17 protein-coding genes are annotated in these 16,809 nt (G+C 65.4%); 12 read left to right on the forward strand and 5 right to left on the reverse strand.

Features of this window, described 5'->3' with window-relative positions; translation table 11 throughout:
* Positions 1–14: 14 nt before the first annotated feature.
* From QFZ54_RS01970 to QFZ54_RS01995, 6 genes are all read left to right on the forward strand, one after another.
* Positions 15–1,298: an acyl-CoA dehydrogenase family protein gene (locus QFZ54_RS01970; RefSeq protein ID WP_307083922.1), complete on the forward strand. Its 1,284-nt coding sequence runs from the start codon at positions 15–17 to the stop codon at positions 1,296–1,298.
* Positions 1,299–1,438: 140 nt separating this feature from the next.
* Entirely contained in the window at positions 1,439–2,521 is a 1,083-nt protein-coding gene (locus tag QFZ54_RS01975; protein ID WP_307083924.1) for a Zn-dependent alcohol dehydrogenase, read from the forward strand.
* Positions 2,522–2,541: 20 nt separating this feature from the next.
* Positions 2,542–3,585, forward strand: coding sequence for a phosphotransferase family protein (locus QFZ54_RS01980; RefSeq protein ID WP_307089218.1), 1,044 nt, complete (start codon positions 2,542–2,544; stop codon positions 3,583–3,585).
* 120 nt (positions 3,586–3,705) lie between these two features.
* Complete coding sequence (locus QFZ54_RS01985) at positions 3,706–4,470, forward strand: SDR family oxidoreductase (protein ID WP_307083926.1); 765 nt, start codon at positions 3,706–3,708, stop codon at positions 4,468–4,470.
* Between the two features lie 15 nt (positions 4,471–4,485).
* Positions 4,486–5,283, forward strand: a complete 798-nt coding sequence (locus QFZ54_RS01990) for an SDR family NAD(P)-dependent oxidoreductase (RefSeq protein ID WP_307083928.1) — start codon at positions 4,486–4,488, stop codon at positions 5,281–5,283.
* 102 nt (positions 5,284–5,385) lie between these two features.
* A complete protein-coding gene (locus QFZ54_RS01995; protein ID WP_307083930.1) occupies positions 5,386–6,000 on the forward strand; it encodes a superoxide dismutase in 615 nt (204 codons plus the stop codon).
* Between the two features lie 121 nt (positions 6,001–6,121).
* Here the strand turns inward: QFZ54_RS01995 and QFZ54_RS02000 are convergent, their stop codons facing one another.
* The 4 genes from QFZ54_RS02000 to QFZ54_RS02015 all read right to left on the reverse strand — a co-directional run bounded on the left by QFZ54_RS02000 (position 6,122) and on the right by QFZ54_RS02015 (position 10,857).
* Entirely contained in the window at positions 6,122–6,739 is a 618-nt protein-coding gene (locus QFZ54_RS02000) for a septation protein A (protein ID WP_307083932.1), read from the reverse strand.
* A 120-nt stretch (positions 6,740–6,859) separates the two neighbouring features.
* On the reverse strand, positions 6,860–7,795 hold the full coding sequence (gene ftsY / locus QFZ54_RS02005) for a signal recognition particle-docking protein FtsY (protein WP_132740487.1): 936 nt from the start codon (positions 7,793–7,795) through the stop codon (positions 6,860–6,862).
* Positions 7,792–9,039 carry a tRNA (N(6)-L-threonylcarbamoyladenosine(37)-C(2))-methylthiotransferase MtaB gene (gene mtaB, locus QFZ54_RS02010; RefSeq protein ID WP_307083937.1) on the reverse strand — a complete coding sequence of 416 codons (1,248 nt, stop codon included), beginning with the start codon at positions 9,037–9,039 and terminating at the stop codon, positions 7,792–7,794. Before mtaB ends, ftsY begins: the two co-directional genes overlap by 4 nt.
* Before the next feature lie 192 nt (positions 9,040–9,231).
* Complete coding sequence (locus QFZ54_RS02015) at positions 9,232–10,857, reverse strand: putative bifunctional diguanylate cyclase/phosphodiesterase (protein WP_307083939.1); 1,626 nt, start codon at positions 10,855–10,857, stop codon at positions 9,232–9,234.
* A gap of 333 nt (positions 10,858–11,190) precedes the next feature.
* Between QFZ54_RS02015 and ffh the strand changes: the two genes are divergently transcribed.
* The 4 genes from ffh (at position 11,191) to rimM (ending at position 14,107) form a co-directional block, all read left to right on the forward strand.
* Positions 11,191–12,732 (forward strand): signal recognition particle protein, encoded by a 1,542-nt coding sequence (ffh, locus tag QFZ54_RS02020; RefSeq protein ID WP_307083942.1) that lies wholly within the window; start codon positions 11,191–11,193, stop codon positions 12,730–12,732.
* Positions 12,733–12,800: 68 nt separating this feature from the next.
* Positions 12,801–13,247, forward strand: a complete 447-nt coding sequence (rpsP, locus tag QFZ54_RS02025) for a 30S ribosomal protein S16 (protein WP_107961785.1) — start codon at positions 12,801–12,803, stop codon at positions 13,245–13,247.
* A 133-nt stretch (positions 13,248–13,380) separates the two neighbouring features.
* Positions 13,381–13,605, forward strand: coding sequence for a hypothetical protein (locus QFZ54_RS02030; protein ID WP_307083945.1), 225 nt, complete (start codon positions 13,381–13,383; stop codon positions 13,603–13,605).
* A 25-nt stretch (positions 13,606–13,630) separates the two neighbouring features.
* Complete coding sequence (gene rimM, locus QFZ54_RS02035; RefSeq protein WP_307083947.1) at positions 13,631–14,107, forward strand: ribosome maturation factor RimM; 477 nt, start codon at positions 13,631–13,633, stop codon at positions 14,105–14,107.
* Between the two features lie 65 nt (positions 14,108–14,172).
* Here the strand turns inward: rimM and QFZ54_RS02040 are convergent, their stop codons facing one another.
* Positions 14,173–15,078 carry an NAD(P)/FAD-dependent oxidoreductase gene (locus tag QFZ54_RS02040; RefSeq protein ID WP_307083949.1) on the reverse strand — a complete coding sequence of 302 codons (906 nt, stop codon included), beginning with the start codon at positions 15,076–15,078 and terminating at the stop codon, positions 14,173–14,175.
* 88 nt (positions 15,079–15,166) lie between these two features.
* On the opposite strand from QFZ54_RS02040, the gene trmD reads away from it, so the two are divergent.
* Together trmD and rplS are read left to right on the forward strand one after the other, a co-directional pair.
* Positions 15,167–15,898, forward strand: coding sequence for a tRNA (guanosine(37)-N1)-methyltransferase TrmD (gene trmD, locus QFZ54_RS02045; protein WP_307083951.1), 732 nt, complete (start codon positions 15,167–15,169; stop codon positions 15,896–15,898).
* On the forward strand, positions 15,895–16,287 hold the full coding sequence (rplS, locus tag QFZ54_RS02050) for a 50S ribosomal protein L19 (protein ID WP_031395442.1): 393 nt from the start codon (positions 15,895–15,897) through the stop codon (positions 16,285–16,287). Before trmD ends, rplS begins: the two co-directional genes overlap by 4 nt.
* Positions 16,288–16,809 lie beyond the last annotated feature (522 nt).

Below are 16,809 nucleotides of genomic sequence, written 5' to 3' on the forward strand. Positions count from 1 at the left end.
AACGGAGAGCCCGCATGGATTTTACGCTGAGCGAACGAGAGACGTATTTCCGGGATCGGGTCCGCGATTTCATCGACCAGAATATCCGCCCGCGACAGGCCGATTACGACCAGCAGGCACATGAGGGTGAGCGCTGGAAGGTGATTCCGGTGATCGAGGAGATGAAGGAGAAGGCCAAGGCCGCGGGCCTCTGGAATTTCTTCATGCCGCCGCATTCGGGCCAGACGCATGTCGACGATTCGTTCGAGTTCGAAGGCACCCAGCTCACCAATCTCGAATATGCGTTATGCGCGGAGGAGATGGGCAAGGTCAGCTGGGCGAGCGAGTGTTTCAACTGCTCGGCGCCCGATACCGGCAACATGGAGGTGTTTCACCGCTATGGCACTCGCGACCAGAAGGACCGGTGGCTCGGGCCGTTGATGCGCGGCGAGATCCGCTCGGCGTTCCTGATGACCGAGCCCGCGGTGGCGTCGTCGGATGCGACCAACATCGAGACGTCGATGGTCCGCGATGGCGACCACTACGTCATCAACGGCACCAAATGGTGGTCGAGCGGCGTGGGCGATCCGCGCTGCAAGATCGCTATCGTGATGGGCAAGACGTCGTTTGAAGGCTCGCGGCACCAGCAGCAGAGCCAGATCCTCGTGCCGATGGATACGCCTGGCGTGACGATCAAGCGGATGCTCTCGGTGTACGGCTATGATCACGCACCGCACGGGCATGGCGAGGTGGTGCTCGAGAATGTTCGCGTGCCGGTCGAGAACGTGCTGCTCGGCGAGGGGCGCGGGTTCGAGATCGCGCAGGGGCGGCTCGGGCCGGGCCGTATCCATCACTGCATGCGCACCATCGGTGTGGCCGAGACCGCGATCGAGGCGATGGCGCGGCGGCTGCTCGACCGCGTCGCGTTCGGCAAGCGGATCGCCGACTTCTCGGTCTGGGAGGAGCGGATCGCGACCGCGCGGATCGACATCGAGATGACGCGATTGCTCTGCCTCAAGGCTGCGGACATGATGGACAAGGCCGGCAACAAGTCCGCGCAGATCGAGATCTCGATGATCAAGGTCGCCGCGCCGAACATGGCGTTGCGCATCCTGGACGATGCGATTCAGGCGCATGGCGGCGGTGGCGTCTCTGGCGATTTCCGGTTGGCGCATGACTGGGCGGCGATGCGGACGTTGCGCTTCGCGGATGGCCCGGACGAGGTCCACAACCGCTCTATCGCGCGTAACGAGTTCGGGAAATACGGGGACTTCCGCAAGGGTGGCGTGTCGAGCGGGGACGTCGGGGTGAGCCGGTAAATCCACCCGTTTAAACCCGTCCCCCCGTTCGTCCTGAGCGAAGTCGAAGGACCGGCTCGCTCGGGGCAATGTCCTTCGACTGCGCTCAGGACGAACGAAATTTTGATTGTGCGTCCGCCATTTTCGGAGCCTGACTAAATATGAAAGCCGCAGTCCTTTTCGAAGCCAACACCCCGCTCAGCATCGAGGACGTGACCGTCTCGAAGCCGACGGCCCACGAGGTTCTGATCCGCACAATGGCGGTCGGCGTGTGCCGCTCCGACCTGCATTTCGTCGACGGCGCCTATCCGCATGCGATGCCGACGATCCCGGGGCACGAGGCCTGCGGCGTGGTCGAGGCGATCGGTGACGAAGTACGCGGTGTGAAGGTCGGCGACCATGTCGTCACGTGTCTCTCGGCCTTCTGCGGCCAATGCGAGTTCTGCGTCACCGGGCGGATGTCGCTGTGCATCGACGCCAGCGTGCGCCGTCCCAAAGGCGCCGCACCACGTCTCATGCTCGGTGACCGGCCGATCGCGCAGATGCTGAACCTCAGCGCCTATGCCGAGATGATGCTGGTCCATGAACACGCCTGCGTCGCGATCGACCGCGACATGCCGATGGACCGCGCGGCTCTGCTCGGCTGCGCGATCACGACGGGGGCGGGGGCGGTGTTCAACACCACCGACGTGACGCCGGGCGAGACGGTCTGCGTTGTCGGTTGCGGGGGGATCGGGCTGGCGGCGGTGAACGCAGCGAAAATCGCGGGCGCGGGGAAGATCATCGCGCTCGATCCGGTACCTGCAAAGCGCGCGATGGCGGAGAAGCTCGGCGCGACGCACAGCATCGATGCGCTGTCCGACACCGCCGCCGACGAGGTCGTCGCGATTACCAAGGGCGGCGTGCATCACGCGATCGAGGCGGTCGGGCGTACGCAGTCGGCGGCCACCGCGGTGAAGGTCCTGCGGCGCGGCGGCACCGCGACTATCCTCGGCATGATGCCGCTCGGCGAGAAGGTCGGGCTGTCGGCGATGGACCTGCTGTCGGGCAAGCGGTTGCAGGGCGGCTTCATGGGATCGAACCGCTTCCCGGTCGACATCCCGCGGCTGGTCGATTTCTACATGCGCGGGCTGCTCGATCTCGACACGATCATCGCCGACCGGATGCCGCTGGAGCGCATCAACGACGCGTTCGACGAACTTCGTCGCGGTGACACCACCCGCAGCGTGATCACCTTCTCGTGACGAGCGACGCAGCCACCAGCATGGTCGGCACGATCGAAGTCGGCGAGCGCGACAAGCTCGACCTTGGCGCGCTTGGGACTTGGATGACCGCCAACGTGCCGGGCTATGCCGGGCAGCTAACCTACGCGAAGTTCGCTGGCGGTCAGTCGAATCCTACCTACCGTCTGGACACCCCGAACCGCGCCTACGTCCTGCGGCGGAAACCGTTCGGCCCGATCCTGCCGAGCGCACACGCAGTCGATCGCGAATATCGCGTCATCGCCGGGCTGCACCCGACGGGCTTCCCGGTGCCGCAACCCTACGGTCTTTGCGAAGACGCGACGGTGATCGGCTCGGCATTCTACGTCATGGAGATGGTCGAGGGCCGGACGATCTGGGACGGCGCGATGCCCGGCGCGACACCGGCCGAGCGGACTGCGCATTACGAGGCGATGGTCGACACGCTCGCCGCGCTCCACAACACCGATTATGCGGCGGGAGGGCTCGGGGAGTACGGCAAGCCCGGCAATTATTTCGAGCGCCAGGTCGGCCGCTGGACCAAGCAATACCGCGCCGCCGAGACCGAGCACATGGAGTCGGTCGAACGCCTCATCGAGTGGTTGCCGAGAACGCTCCCCGAGCAGACGCGGACGTCGATCGTTCACGGCGACTATCGTATCGACAACATGATCTTCGCGCCGTCCGAGCCGAAGGTTATCGCCGTCCTCGATTGGGAATTATCGACGCTGGGCGATCCGCTGGCGGACTTCTCGTATCTGCTGATGAGCTGGGTGACCGAACCCGAAGGCCGGTCGGGCGTGCTCGGTATGACCGGGCCGGAGACGGGCATTCCGACGATCGAGCAGGTTGTAGATCGCTATTGCGCTGCGACCGGCCGCGACGGCGTCCCCGATCTCAATTGGTATTTCGCCTACAACCTCTTCCGCCTGACCGGCATCGTCCAGGGTATCAAGAAGCGGATCGTCGATGGCACTGCATCGAGTGCGCAGGCGGAGAAGGCGGTGGCGAAGATCCACGGGCTCGCGGACGCGGCCTGGGGGTTCGCGGTGAAAGCGGGGGCCTGATTCCCCTCCCGCTTGCGGGAGGGGTTAGGGGAGGGGCTGACCTGGCCTCCGTTTGAAACGTTGCGGAAAGATCGGGCCCTCCCCCGACCCCTCCCGCAAGCGGGAGGGGAGCAGAAAAAGATGTCGCAGTTCGACCTGACGGGACAAGTCGCCATCGTCACCGGATCCTCGCGAGGGATTGGCCTGGCCTCCGCGCGCGAACTCGCCGAGCACGGCGCGAAGATCGTGATCTCCAGCCGCAAGCAGGACGCTTGCGACACCGTGGCGGCGGAACTCAACGCCAGGCATGGCGACGGTACCGCGATCGCGATCGCCGCAAGCATTTCCGACAAGGCAGCCCTGCAACACCTCGTCGACCAGACCCGCGCCGAGTTCGGCCGGATCGACGTCCTTGTCTGCAACGCCGCTTCGAACCCCTATTATGGCCCGCAGGCCGGCATCGCCGACGACCAGTTCCGGAAGATCCTCGACAACAACATCGTCTCCAACCACTGGCTGATCCAGATGGTCGCGCCCGAGATGCTGGAGCGCCGCAGCGGCAGCATAATCATCATCTCGTCGATCGGCGGCCTGCGCGGCTCGCCCGTCATCGGCGCCTACTGCATCAGCAAGGCCGCCGACATGCAGCTCGCGCGCAATCTCGCGGTCGAGTTCGGGCCGTCCAACGTCCGCGTGAACTGCATCGCGCCGGGCCTGATCAAGACCGACTTCGCGCGGGCGCTGTGGGAGGATCCCGACCGTATCGAGGCGGCGAACACGCGCGTCCCGCTTCGTCGGATCGGCGAGCCCGAGGAGATTGCCGGCGCGGTCGTCTTCCTCGCCTCTCAGGCCAGCGCGTTCATGACCGGCCAGACGATGGTCATCGACGGCGGCGTCACGATCTAACCGGAAGGGAACCCCATGCGTTTCGAGAACAAGTCGATCATCGTCACCGGCGCAGGCTCCGGCATCGGCCGCGCCGCCGCGCTCCTGTTCGCGAGCGAAGGGGGCAAGGTCATCGTCGCTGACAAGACCGAAGGCGCGGACGAAACCGCCCACTTGATCGCCGAGGCAGGCGGCACCGCCAAGGCGGTCCGTATCGACGCGGGGCTGGAGGAGGACGTGATCCGCATGGTCGCGCTGGCGTGCGAGAGTTTCGGCGGGCTCGACGTGATGTTCGCCAATGCGGGTATCTCGGGCGGCATGGCGAACCTGTTCGACACCGACGTCGCGCTCATCACCGAGGTGCTGCGCGTCAACCTGATCGGCCCGTTCCTCGCGATCAAGCACGCCGCGCCGCGGATCGCCGAACGCGGCAAGGGCGCGATCGTCCTCACCGCGAGCGTCGCCGGCATCCGCTCGGGCGCCGGCTCGCCCGCGTATTCCGCGTCGAAGGCCGGCGTCATCAACCTCGCCGCTGTCTCCGCGCAACAGCTCACCGGCTCGAACGTCCGCGTCAACGCGATCTGCCCCGGCCTGACCGAGACCGGCATGACCAAGCCTGTCTTCGACTATGCGCGCGAGGCGAACAAGATGGACCGCGTCGGCCGCCTCAACCCGCTCCACCGCGGCGCGCAGCCTGACGAATTGGCGAAGGTCGCGCTGTTCCTCGCCTCCGACGACGCGAGTTATGTCAACGGCCAGGCGATCGCGGTCGATGGGGGGCTCTCGTCGAGCCACCCGGTGACGCGGCAGGAATACGGCAAGACCGCCGCCTGACGGACTGGCTCAACGACGACAGGCACGCTTGCGTAACGAGTTTCTGGGGACCATTTGAGGCGCGCGGGCGTTTCACGTCCGACCCCATAAAGGAGAAACCCCATGGCTTTCGAACTCCCACCGCTGCCTTACGCCTATGATGCGCTCGAGCCGGTGATCGACCAGGAGACGATGAAGTTTCATCACGACAAGCATCACGCGGCGTACACGGCGAAGCTGAACGAAGGCGTCGAGAAGGATTCGGCGCTGCAGGGCAAGTCGATCGAGGATATCCTCGGCATGATCTCGTCGCAGCCGCCGCTGGTCCGCAACAATGGTGGTGGATTCTGGAACCACGACTTCTTCTGGAAGACGATGGCGGCGAAGAGCGGCCAGGCACCGTCGGGCAAGCTGGCCGAGGCGATCGATCGCGATTTCGGCAGCCTCGACAAGCTGAAGGAAGAGTTCAACACCAAGGGTGCGGGGCAGTTCGGCTCGGGCTGGGCATGGCTGATCGCCGATGACAGCGGCAAGCTGAAGGTCACTAGCACGCCGAACCAGGACAACCCGCTGATGGACGACGCCAAGGAGCCCGGCACGCCGCTGCTCGGTAACGACGTGTGGGAGCACGCCTATTACCTGACGTACAAGAACGATCGTCCGGGGTATCTGAAGGCCTGGTGGGACATCGTGAACTGGGACGTCGTCGGCGAGCGCTACGCGAAGGTTGTTGGCTGAGGCCGCATTCCCCTCCCGCTTGCGGGAGGGGCTAGGGGAGGGCGCGACGTACGTACTGGCGTCCGGTTAGTGCGGTACGCCCCTCCCCCAACCCCTCCCGCAGGCGGGAGGGGAGCAGAGATTACCCTTCGGGCGGCAGGTCGGTCACGGCTTTGTCGCCCGTTTGCAATCCGTGCTTCAGCAGCATCGGGATGTTGGCGAATGCGAACAGCAACGTCAGCGGGATCGCACCCCAGAGCTTGAAACCGACCCAGAAATCCCAGGTCGTGTTGCGCCACACCGCTTCGTTCAGCACCGCCATGAACACGAAGAACACCGCCCAGTTGCGCGTCAGCTTGCGCCAGCCATCGGCGGACAGGCCGGGATAGGCAGTGCCGAGCAGCGACTGGAGCAGCGGGCGGCCGGTGACGAGGCCGAAGGTCAGGATGGCGGCGAACATCGCGTAGATGATCGTCGGCTTCATCTGGATGAAGCGCTGGTCGTGGAAGTAGATCGTCAGCCCGCCGAACACCACGATCAGCGCGCCCGACAGCCACAGCATCGGCGAGATGTGGCCGGTTTTAACCTTCGACACGATCATCGCCGCGACCGTGGCGATGATGAACGCGGTGGTGGCGGCGACGACGCGGACGATCGGCAGCCCAGGCGTGAGGAAATTCACCGCGAAGAAAATCGCGAGCGGGCCATAGTCGACCGCCATGCGGAGGCCGGGGGATAGGGGGGGCTTGGTGGGGGTCACGAGATCAATCCAGAATACCGTTCGTCCTGAGCGTAGTCGAAGGACATGCCACAAACGGGCCGGTCCTTCGACTACGCTCAGGACGAACGGAAAAAGAGGGGCAGGGCCAATGGAGTGGCGTTACTTCCGAACGCTCTCAACGCCCGCGATGATCCGGCTGACCTCGTTAGCATCGAAGGGCCGCAGGTCGGTCATGCCCTCGCCGATCCCGATCGCGTGGATCGGCAGGCCGTATTTCTCTGCAGCGGCCACGAGAACGCCGCCGCGTGCGGTACCGTCGAGCTTGGTCATCACCAGGCCGGTGACGCCCGCGACTTCCTTGAAGACCTCGATCTGCTGGAGCGCGTTCTGGCCGGTGGTGGCGTCGAGCACCAGGACGATGTCGTGCGGGCTCTCGGGATTGATGCGGCCGAGGACGCGGCGAATTTTCGCCAGTTCGTCCATCAGTTCGCGCTTGTTCTGGAGGCGGCCGGCGGTGTCGACGATCAGCACGTCGATGCCGGTCTCGGTCGCCTTCTTGACCGCGTCCCACACCACGCCCGCCGCGTCCCCGCCTTCGGGGCCGGTCACGATGGGCACGCCGACGCGCTCGGCCCAGGTGCGGAGCTGGCCGATCGCGGCGGCGCGGAAGGTGTCGCCCGCCGCCAGCATCACGCCGTAATCCTGCTCCATCAGCAGATGCGCGAGCTTGGCGATGGTGGTGGTCTTGCCCGAGCCGTTGACGCCGATGACGAGGATCACCTGCGGGCGCGGGAAGGCGTCGATCTCGATCGGCTTGGCGACAGTGGCGAGGACCTTCTCGACCTCCTCGGCGACGATAACGCGGATGCCGAGCTCCTCCATGTTGCGCTCGAAGCTGCCTTCGGCGAGGCGGTGGCGGATGCGGCCGGCGGTCTCGGGTCCGAGATCGGAGGCGATCAGAGCTTCCTCGATGTCGTCGAGCGTCGCGTTGTCGAGCCGCGCGCCGCCGAGGCCGGCGAGGTTGCCGACGAGCCGGTCGGAGGTGCGCTTGAAGCCGCCGATCAGCTTGTCGTGCCAGGTTGGGGTGGTGCTCATGATGGTTCTCGTGTTGCGCTAAGGCGGTCGCTCGTGACGCCGGTGATCGTGATGCGGACGATGTCGCCGGGTATCGCGGGTTCGTCCAGTGCCACTTCGGCGAAATTGCCGATATGGCCGCGGTCGCCGGGGCGTTCGACGAGTAAGTCCTGTGACGTGCCGACCAAGGTTTGCAGCCACCGCGCGCGCGCTGCCTCGCCAGCCTCGCGTAGGAGCGCGGCCCTGTGACGGCGGACTTCCGGCTCGACTTGCGGCATGCGCGCGGCGGGGGTGCCGGCGCGGGGCGAATAGGGGAAGATGTGCGGGTGGACGATGTGGCAGTCGTCGATCAGCGCGAGCGTGTTGGCGAACATCGCCGCGTCTTCGGTCGGGAAGCCGGCGATCAGGTCCGCGCCGATCGCGATGTCGGGCCGGGCGGTCTTCAGGCGTTCGACCAGCGTGACGCTTTCGTCGCGCGAATGGCGGCGCTTCATGCGCTTGAGGATCATGTCGTCGCCGGCCTGAAGCGAGAGGTGGACGTGCGGCATGATCCGCGGCTCGCCGGTCAGCAGGGCGAACAGCCGGTCGTCGATCTCTATGCCATCGAGCGAGGATAGGCGCAGGCGTTCGAGCTTTGGCACGTGGTGCAGGATGCGCTCGACGAGCTGGCCTAGCGTTGGCGTACCGGGAAGGTCGGGACCGTAACTGGTGAGGTCGACGCCGGTGAGGACGATCTCGCGGTGGCCTGAATCGACCAGCCCGGCGATCCGGTCGACGATCGCGCCGGCGGGAACCGAGCGGCTCGGGCCGCGGCCGAACGGGATCGCGCAGAAGGTGCAGCGATGGTCGCAGCCGTTCTGGACCTCGACGAAGGCGCGGGCGTGGGCGGAGAAGCTGGCGGCGAGATGCGGCGCGGTCTCGCGGACCTGCATGATGTCGGAGACGACGACCGGGGCCTCGGTCTGCCACGCTTGTGCGGTCAGCTTGTCCGCGTTGCCGACGACGCGGTCGACTTCGGGCATGGCGGCGAAGCTGGCGGGGTCGATCTGTGCGGCGCATCCGGTGACGACGATCTGTGCCTCGGGGCGGTCGCGCCTGGCCCGGCGGATGGCAACCCGTGTGGCTTTCACGGCGGCGTTGGTGACGGCGCAGCTGTTGACCACGACCATGTCCCGCCCGGCGACGAGCGCGCGGATGGTCTCGCTTTCGGCGATGTTGAGGCGGCAGCCGAGGCTGATGACCTCTGGCGCGGGGGCGGGTGACATGGGGCGCGATTTAGGAGGGGCGGGGGGGGAAGTCCACGCTTTGCGGTTTGTGGTCTGTGGGAAATGCCCGGCTGTCCACCGCCGTTCTCCTGCGAACGCAGGAGCCCAGGGTATCAAACGGAGCGCTGCTTGGTCCTGAGCTCCCGCCTTCGCGGGAGAACAGGAATTTAGGGGATGCGCGTTTGGTGGACCTTAGCTCGCCAATCGAGGCGCAATCCCTCGCGGTGGCGGCGCATCGCGGTCGGGGCGCTGTGCCAGCAGTCGCTTTTCCGCCAGCAAGCGCCGGACCTGTGCCGTGCCGAGCGGTCGCCCGTACAGATACCCCTGGCCTTTCGCGCATCCGATCGCACGCAGGCGTTCCTCGATCGCGGCGTCCTCGATTCCTTCCGCGGTCGTCGGCAGGTTGAGGCTGTCCCCCAGCCGCACGATCGTATTCACGATCGCCATGCTCTCCGGATTGTCGAGGATCGATGAGACGAAGCTCTTGTCGATCTTGATCCGGTCAAACGGCAGTGCCCTCAGATGCGCTAAACTCGAATAGCCGGTGCCAAAGTCGTCCAGGGCGATGCGTATGCCCTGGTTCTTCAGGCTGCCGACGATCGACTGCGCGAGCGGGAGGTTGTCGAGCAGCGCACTTTCGGTAATCTCGATTTCAAGCCGGCTGGCGGGGAAGCCCGTCTCGACTAGCGTCTTGATGATTTTCTGCGCGAGCCACGCGTCGCGCAGTTGCAGCGGCGAGACATTGACCGACAGGCTGAGTGCCGCGTCCCAGTCCCGCGCCGCGGCGAATGCCTGGCGCATGATCGACAGCGAGAGCTCTCCGATCAGTCCGGTTTGCTCGGCGATGGGAATGAAGACGTCGGGCGCGATCGTGCCGCGCGTCGGGTGTTCCCAGCGCGCCAGCACCTCGAAACCGGTGATGAGGCCGGTGGTCAGGTCGACCTGCTGCTCGAAATACGGAACGACCTCCTGCGCTGGGATCGCACTGCGGAGACCTGCTTCGAGTTCGCCGCGCAGTTGCAGCGATCGCTCCATCGACGTGTCGAACCACGCGTGACGGCTGCGTCCGGCGGTCTTGGCAGCGTGGAGCGCGATGTCGGCGTTGCGCAGCAGTGCGTCGATCGAGGTGCAATCGCGATCGGACAGGGCGATGCCGATCGAGACGCTGGTGTGGATGTCGACGCCGTTGGTGCGGAACGGCAACGCAAGGCCTGCGACCATGCGCTCGGCGATCCGGTCGGCGACGTTCTTGCGCGGAGAGTCGAAGACGAAGGTGCAGGCGAATTCATCGGCTCCCAGGCGCGCGAGAAGGCTGGTGCCGGGCGCGATCGCCGCGATCGTCTCCGCGACGTGAGCGAGCAACAGGTCGCCGACTGCATAGCCGTGCAGATCGTTGACACTCTTGAAGTGATCGATGTCGATCGTCAGCATGGCCATCACCTTGCCGCGACGGCGGGCGCTGGAAAACAGGGGCGCGCCGTCGTCGGAAAGGCTGCGGCGATTGAGGAAGCCGGTGAGCGGATCACGCTGCGCAAGCGCGTGGGCATGGCGGCCGGCGTCGGTCAGGTCGCTCAACTCTTCCGATAACGCCCGGTATCGGAACCAGCCGAACAGGATCAGCGCCGCGTTCAATAGCAGTGCCGCGATCAAGGCGTGATCGATCACCTCATCGCTACCGTGCCACTGTGCCAGCGCCTTGACGATAGCGGTGCCCGCGGTGCCGACGAACAGAAGCAGTGCGGCGCCCGTGACGGCACCGGTCATGAATTCCCGACTGATGTTACGGAGCGAACGCGTCGCTACCGACTTCACGGTCATGGGGTTGGCCTGTTCGGTCTTCTGATTGGCCGGCAGTGTGCCCCGCGATCCGTGTAAGATATCTTAAGAAGCTGTATAAGCGAGACGGGGCGAGGCGCAGGTGCGATTGGTTGCAGAGTACCGGGTTACGGTAGCTGACAAAGGAGCGACGAGTGGGTGTCGCCTGATCGTCCAATCCGCGACATATCTTGCATCCGCCGCGGCGTTCCAGTAGGTGGCCCATCACGTTCCGTTACGGAGCGCATATGACGAGCATCCAAGGATGCACGCTGGCCGGCGAGGTTTCGCCCGCCGGCGCTTTTGCGTTTGGTGACGGTGATAGGGAGTATTTCGATGTTCGAAAGCCTGAGCGATCGACTTGGCGGCGTCTTCGACCGCCTTCGCGGCCGGGGTGCGCTGACCGAAGCGGACGTGCGTTCGGCGATGCGCGAGGTGCGCGTCGCGTTGCTCGAAGCCGACGTAGCGTTGCCCGTCGCGCGTGAGTTCGTCGACAAGGCGACCGAGAAGGCGATCGGTCAGAATGTCCTGCGCTCGGTCACGCCGGGGCAGCAGGTCGTCAAGATCGTCAGCGATGCGCTGGTCGAGATGCTCGGTTCCGAGGCTTCCGAGCTGGAGCTGGGCGTTACCCCGCCGGCCGTCATCATGATGGTCGGCCTCCAGGGCTCCGGCAAGACGACCACCACCGCCAAGATCGCCAAGCGGCTGGCGGCGGGGCAGGCCAATTTCGGCCAGGGCGCTCGCGAGCGGAAAAAGGTGCTGATGGCGTCGCTCGACGTCAATCGCCCGAACGCGCAGGAGCAGCTGGCGACGCTCGGCACGCAGATCGACGTCGCGACGCTGCCGATCGTGCAGGGTCAGCAGCCGGTCGATATCGCCCGTCGCGCGATGCAGGCGGCCAAGCTGCAGGGCTATGACGTCCTGATGCTCGACACCGCGGGTCGACTCCATGTCGACCAGGCGTTGATGGACGAGATGAAGGCGGTCGCCGACGTCGCGAAGCCTGCCGAGATCCTGCTCGTCGTCGACTCCCTGACCGGCCAGGACGCGGTCAACGTGGCGCAGAACTTCTCCGACCAGGTGCCGCTGACGGGTATCGTGCTGACCCGCATGGACGGCGATGCGCGCGGCGGCGCGGCGCTGTCGATGCGCGCGGTCACCGGCAAGCCGATCAAGTTTGCTGGCACCGGCGAGAAGCTCGATGCGCTCGAGGCGTTCCACCCGGAGCGCGTCGCCGGCCGTATCCTCGGCATGGGCGACGTCGTCAGCCTGGTCGAGCGCGCCGCGGAGTCTATCCAGCAGGAAGACGCCGAGCGGATGGCTGCCAAGATGGCCAAGGGTCAGTTCGACATGAACGACCTGCGCGCCCAGCTGGCGCAGATGCAGCGGATGGGCGGGCTCGGCGCACTGGCGGGGATGATCCCCGGCATGAAGAAGGCGCAGGGCGCGGTCGCGTCGGTCGGTGGCGAAAAGGTGCTCGTGCACATGGACGCGATGATCGGATCGATGACGATCAAGGAGCGCAACAAGCCCGAACTGATCAACGCCAAGCGCAAGATCCGCATCGCCAAGGGCTCCGGGACGACCGTTCAGGAGGTCAACAAGCTGCTCAAGATGCACCTCGAAATGTCGACCGCCATGAAGAAGATCAAGAAGATGGGCGGCATGAAGGGCATGATGGCGATGCTCGGCAAGGGCGGCATGGGTGGCGGTCTCGGTGGGATCGGCAATGCGATCGGCGGACCGCAGATGGGCGACATGCTCAACAAAGCCGGCGCTGGTGGCCTGCCGGGCGGTGGCGGCGGTCTGCCGGGGCTTGGTGGCCCCAAGATGCCGCAGATGCCGGCCGGTTTCGACGATTTTCTGAAGAAGAAATAACCTCCTTATCCAACCACGACACCTCGGCTCGCGCTGGGGAATGTATCTAGAAAACGAAGGAAAATATCATGGCAATCAACATTCGCCTCGCGCGCGGTGGCTCCAAGAAGCGTCCCTATTACAAGATCGTCGTTGCCGACGCGCGTAGCCCGCGTGATGGCCGCTTCATCGAGAAGATCGGCAACTACAACCCGCTCCTCGCCAAGGACAACGAGCAGCGCGTGCAGCTCGACGCCGATCGTGCGAAGCATTGGCTGAGCGTAGGCGCGCAGCCGACCGACCGCGTCGCGCGCTTCCTCGACCAGGCTGGTGTGCTCGAGCGTTCGGCGCGCAACAACCCGAACAAGGGCAAGCCCGGCGAGAAGGCCACCGAGCGCGCTGAAGAGCGTGCGACCAAGGCGGCTGAAGCTGCGGAGGCCGAAGCGGCTGCAAAGGCTGCACCTGCGACTGGCAGCAACGAAGAGACCGAGCAGGTCGTCGCTGCCGAAGTCGAAGACGCTACGAGCGCTTCGTAAGATTTGGGGGCGGCCGGGAAACCTCGGCCGCCCTTGTTTTGTTATTTCTCCAACCCCGTCATCCCAGTGAAAGCTGGGATCCAGAGCCAGGGACGGCAGCGTTCGTGACCCTGGATCCTGGGTCGAGCCCAGGATGACGGATTGGGTAGCGGACGCGCTTCGCACCCGATCGGCCGTTCGTGCGTTCTTCATCGGCAACCCCGAACAGGAGCGCATTATGGCCCCCGAATCCGACCCCCGCACAGCCCCCGCACCCGAGGACATCGAAGATGCCACCAACCAAGGCGTCTCCGCCCACGACCCCGCCGAAGGTTCCGACGACACCCCCGGTCGCGACCCCGGTTCTGCAGAAGGCTGAGAAGGCGGCTCCGCGCAAGGATGAGGTGACGCTTGCCGTCGTCATTGGTGCCCACGGCATCGGTGGCGAAGTGCGGCTGAAGGTCTTCGCCGATAATTTTGGAAGCTATAAGAGCTTCAATGATGGCGCGCTGTCGCTGAAGTCTGCGCGCAGCGGCAACAACGGCATGATCGCGCGGTTCGCGGAGGTCGCCGATCGCAATGCTGCCGAGGCGATGCGCGGGACCGAATTGACCGTGCCTCGGGCTTCGCTGCCGCCGCTCGAAGACGGCGAATATTATCACACCGATGTGATCGGGCTCGACGTCGTGTCGACGGATGGCGAGGCAATTGGCCGTGTCGTCGCGATCGACAATTTCGGTGCGGGCGATGTGATCGAGATCGAACGCCTTCCGGTGGACGGCAAGCCCGGCAAACGCTTCATGGTCCCGATGCGGGTCGAAGCTGTACCGGAGTGGGATGCGGAACGGCTCGTCGTAGAGGCCTCGTTCGCGGCCGAATAAGTCTTGTTCTCCCGCGAAGGCGGGAGTCCAGTCTGGGTCCCCGCCTTCGCGGGGAAACAATCTGTCTATCTCCGCAAAGGCCGCTGTTCGGCGAGCATGTTGCGGATAGTGGTGGCGGCGACGCCGGCTTCGCCCATTGCGTGGCTGATCTGGTCGAGGCCTTTCACTACATCGCCAGCTGCGAACAGGCCGGGGATCGAGGTGCGTTGGTGCGAGTCGACCTCCAGGCACCCGTCCTCGGACGCGCTTGCACCGGCAGCTACGGCGAGTTCCGAGCGGATCACCGAGCCTAGCGCAGGGTAGACGCTGTCGAACGCCATCCTCCCCTCGACCGTATCGAGGGCGAGCTTGCCCTCTTCGATCGCGTAGTTGCCGCAGGGGCCGCCGACGCGCACGATCCCGGCTTCGTCTAGGGCAGCCTCGCATTTTGGGTCGAGGTCGTGGCCACCCTTGGGAGCGATGAGCGTCACGTCCTTCGTGTAGCCGCGGAGGAACAGGGCTTCGCGCATGCCGTGGTCGCCGGTGCCGATGACGCCGACGCGCTTGTCGGTGACTTCGTAGCCGTCGCAGATCGGGCAGTAGCGGAACAGTCCCGCCTCCAACGCCTCGTCATGAACGGCATCGGGGATGTTCGGGCGGTTGTTGACGACCCCGGTGGCGAGCAGGACGCTCCGCGCGCGGGCCCGCCGATCGCCGAGCCGCACGGTGAAGCCGTCGTCGTCGACCTCGATCGCATCGACCCGGACACCCTCACGCACCGCACCATATTTCTCCGCTTGAGCGAGCATCAAGGCGAGCAGATCGGTGCCGCGGATACCTTCGGGATAGCCGGCGTGGTTGTGCGTGCAGGGGATCAGCGCCGCGCGGCTGCTGCCGCAATCGAACAGCCGGATCGAGAGGTGAAACCGTGCGAGATAGATCGCCGCGGTCAGCCCTGCCGGCCCCGCGCCGATGATGATGCAATCGTCCATTGGCCGCGAGCGTTTCGCGAGCGTAATTGTTCCGCCACGCCGATCCGTATAGGTGACGGCGCAAACCCTGCCTTCGGATCGAGACGCTGTGACTTTCGCTGCCACGATATTGACGCTGTATCCGGAGATGTTTCCCGGCCCGCTGGGGACGTCGCTCGCCGGGCGTGCGCTAGGCGAGGGGCGGTGGTCTTGCGAGCCGGTGCAGATCCGGGACTTCGCTACCGACAAGCATCGTTCGGTTGATCATACGCCGGCGGGGGGCGGTGCCGGGATGGTGCTGCGCGCCGATGTCGTCGCCGCGGCTGTCGACAGCGTGGCGGACGGGCGTCCGGTGCTGGCGATGACTCCTCGGGGCAGGCCGCTGACCCAGGAGCGGGTCCGCGAGCTGGCCAAGGGCCCCGGCGTCACCATTCTCTGCGGGCGGTTCGAGGGCTTCGACGAGCGGCTGTTCGAGGCGCGGGAGATCGAGGAAGTCTCGATCGGCGACTACATCCTTTCGGGCGGCGAGATGGGGGCGCTGGTGCTGCTCGATGCTTGCATTCGGCTGCTGCCCGGCGTAATGGGCGCGGCTTCTAGTGGGGATGACGAGAGCTTCGAAACGGGGCTGCTCGAATATCCGCACTATACCCGACCTCAGATATGGGAAGGGCGCACGATCCCGCAGGTGCTGCGATCGGGGGATCATGCGAAGATCGCGGCATGGCGCAAACGCCGTGCGGAGATCGATACACGGTCACGGCGACCGGACCTTTGGGAGCGCCATGAGGGTGCTCGGGTCCAGTCGCCCTCTGGCGCGCAGCGACACGAGGACGAGACATGAACCTGTTGCAGACGATCGAAGCCGAGAACATCGCGAAGTTCCTGGCCAACAAGACGATCCCCGATTTCCGCCCTGGCGATACGCTGAAGGTCGGCGTGAAGGTCGTCGAAGGCGAGCGCACGCGTATTCAGAACTATGAGGGCGTGTGCATCGCGCGCTCGAACAAGGGCATGGGCTCGAACTTCACCGTGCGTAAGATGAGCTTCGGCGAGGGCGTCGAGCGCGTCTTCCCGCTCTACTCGCCGAACGTCGATTCGATCGAAGTCGTCCGCAAGGGCGCCGTGCGTCGCGCCAAGCTGTATTACCTGCGTGGCCGCACCGGCAAGGCAGCACGTATCGCCGAGCGTCGCGACATGCGCCCTGCCAAGGGCACCGCAGCCGCTGAGTAATCGGTTCCTGCTAGAGTTGGAGAAGGGCGCGGGGGCGATGGTCCCCGCGCCCTTTTTCGTTGTGCGTGGGGTGGGGGCTGGTTGGGGCGGCAAGTGGCTGGAAGTGCTGTGGTTTCTGCTCAACGTGCGTTTATGCTGCAGTGCGGAAGTATAGGAAGTATAGACGCTGGGAAGCATTTTCGTCGCGGCGGTGGCGTAGGGGTGTGGGGGCGGTGTCGCGGTGAAAGGGGCGTTCGTAGGCATCCGGCGATGGTGCGCTTCTCGTGGCTTGTAGGACAGTTGATTAGCATTTTGGCCAGCGGTGGCCGTGGTGTGGGCGCTCTTCCGTTCTTCGAGGCGTGGGAGGTGGTTGTCCGGTCGGACAGGGACGCGCGTTCCTGCACAGGTCGACCTCCGCGTCCTTGTTCTCCCGCGAAGGCGGGAGTCCAGTCTGGGTCCCCGCCTTCGCGGGGGAACACGCTTTGCTTGGCGATTGGGGTGGCCGTTCGTTGGAGGGCGGGAGCTTGCCACGCTGAGCGCCGT

It is taken from the genome of Sphingomonas faeni (assembly GCF_030817315.1).
Lineage (GTDB): Bacteria > Pseudomonadota > Alphaproteobacteria > Sphingomonadales > Sphingomonadaceae > Sphingomonas > Sphingomonas faeni_C.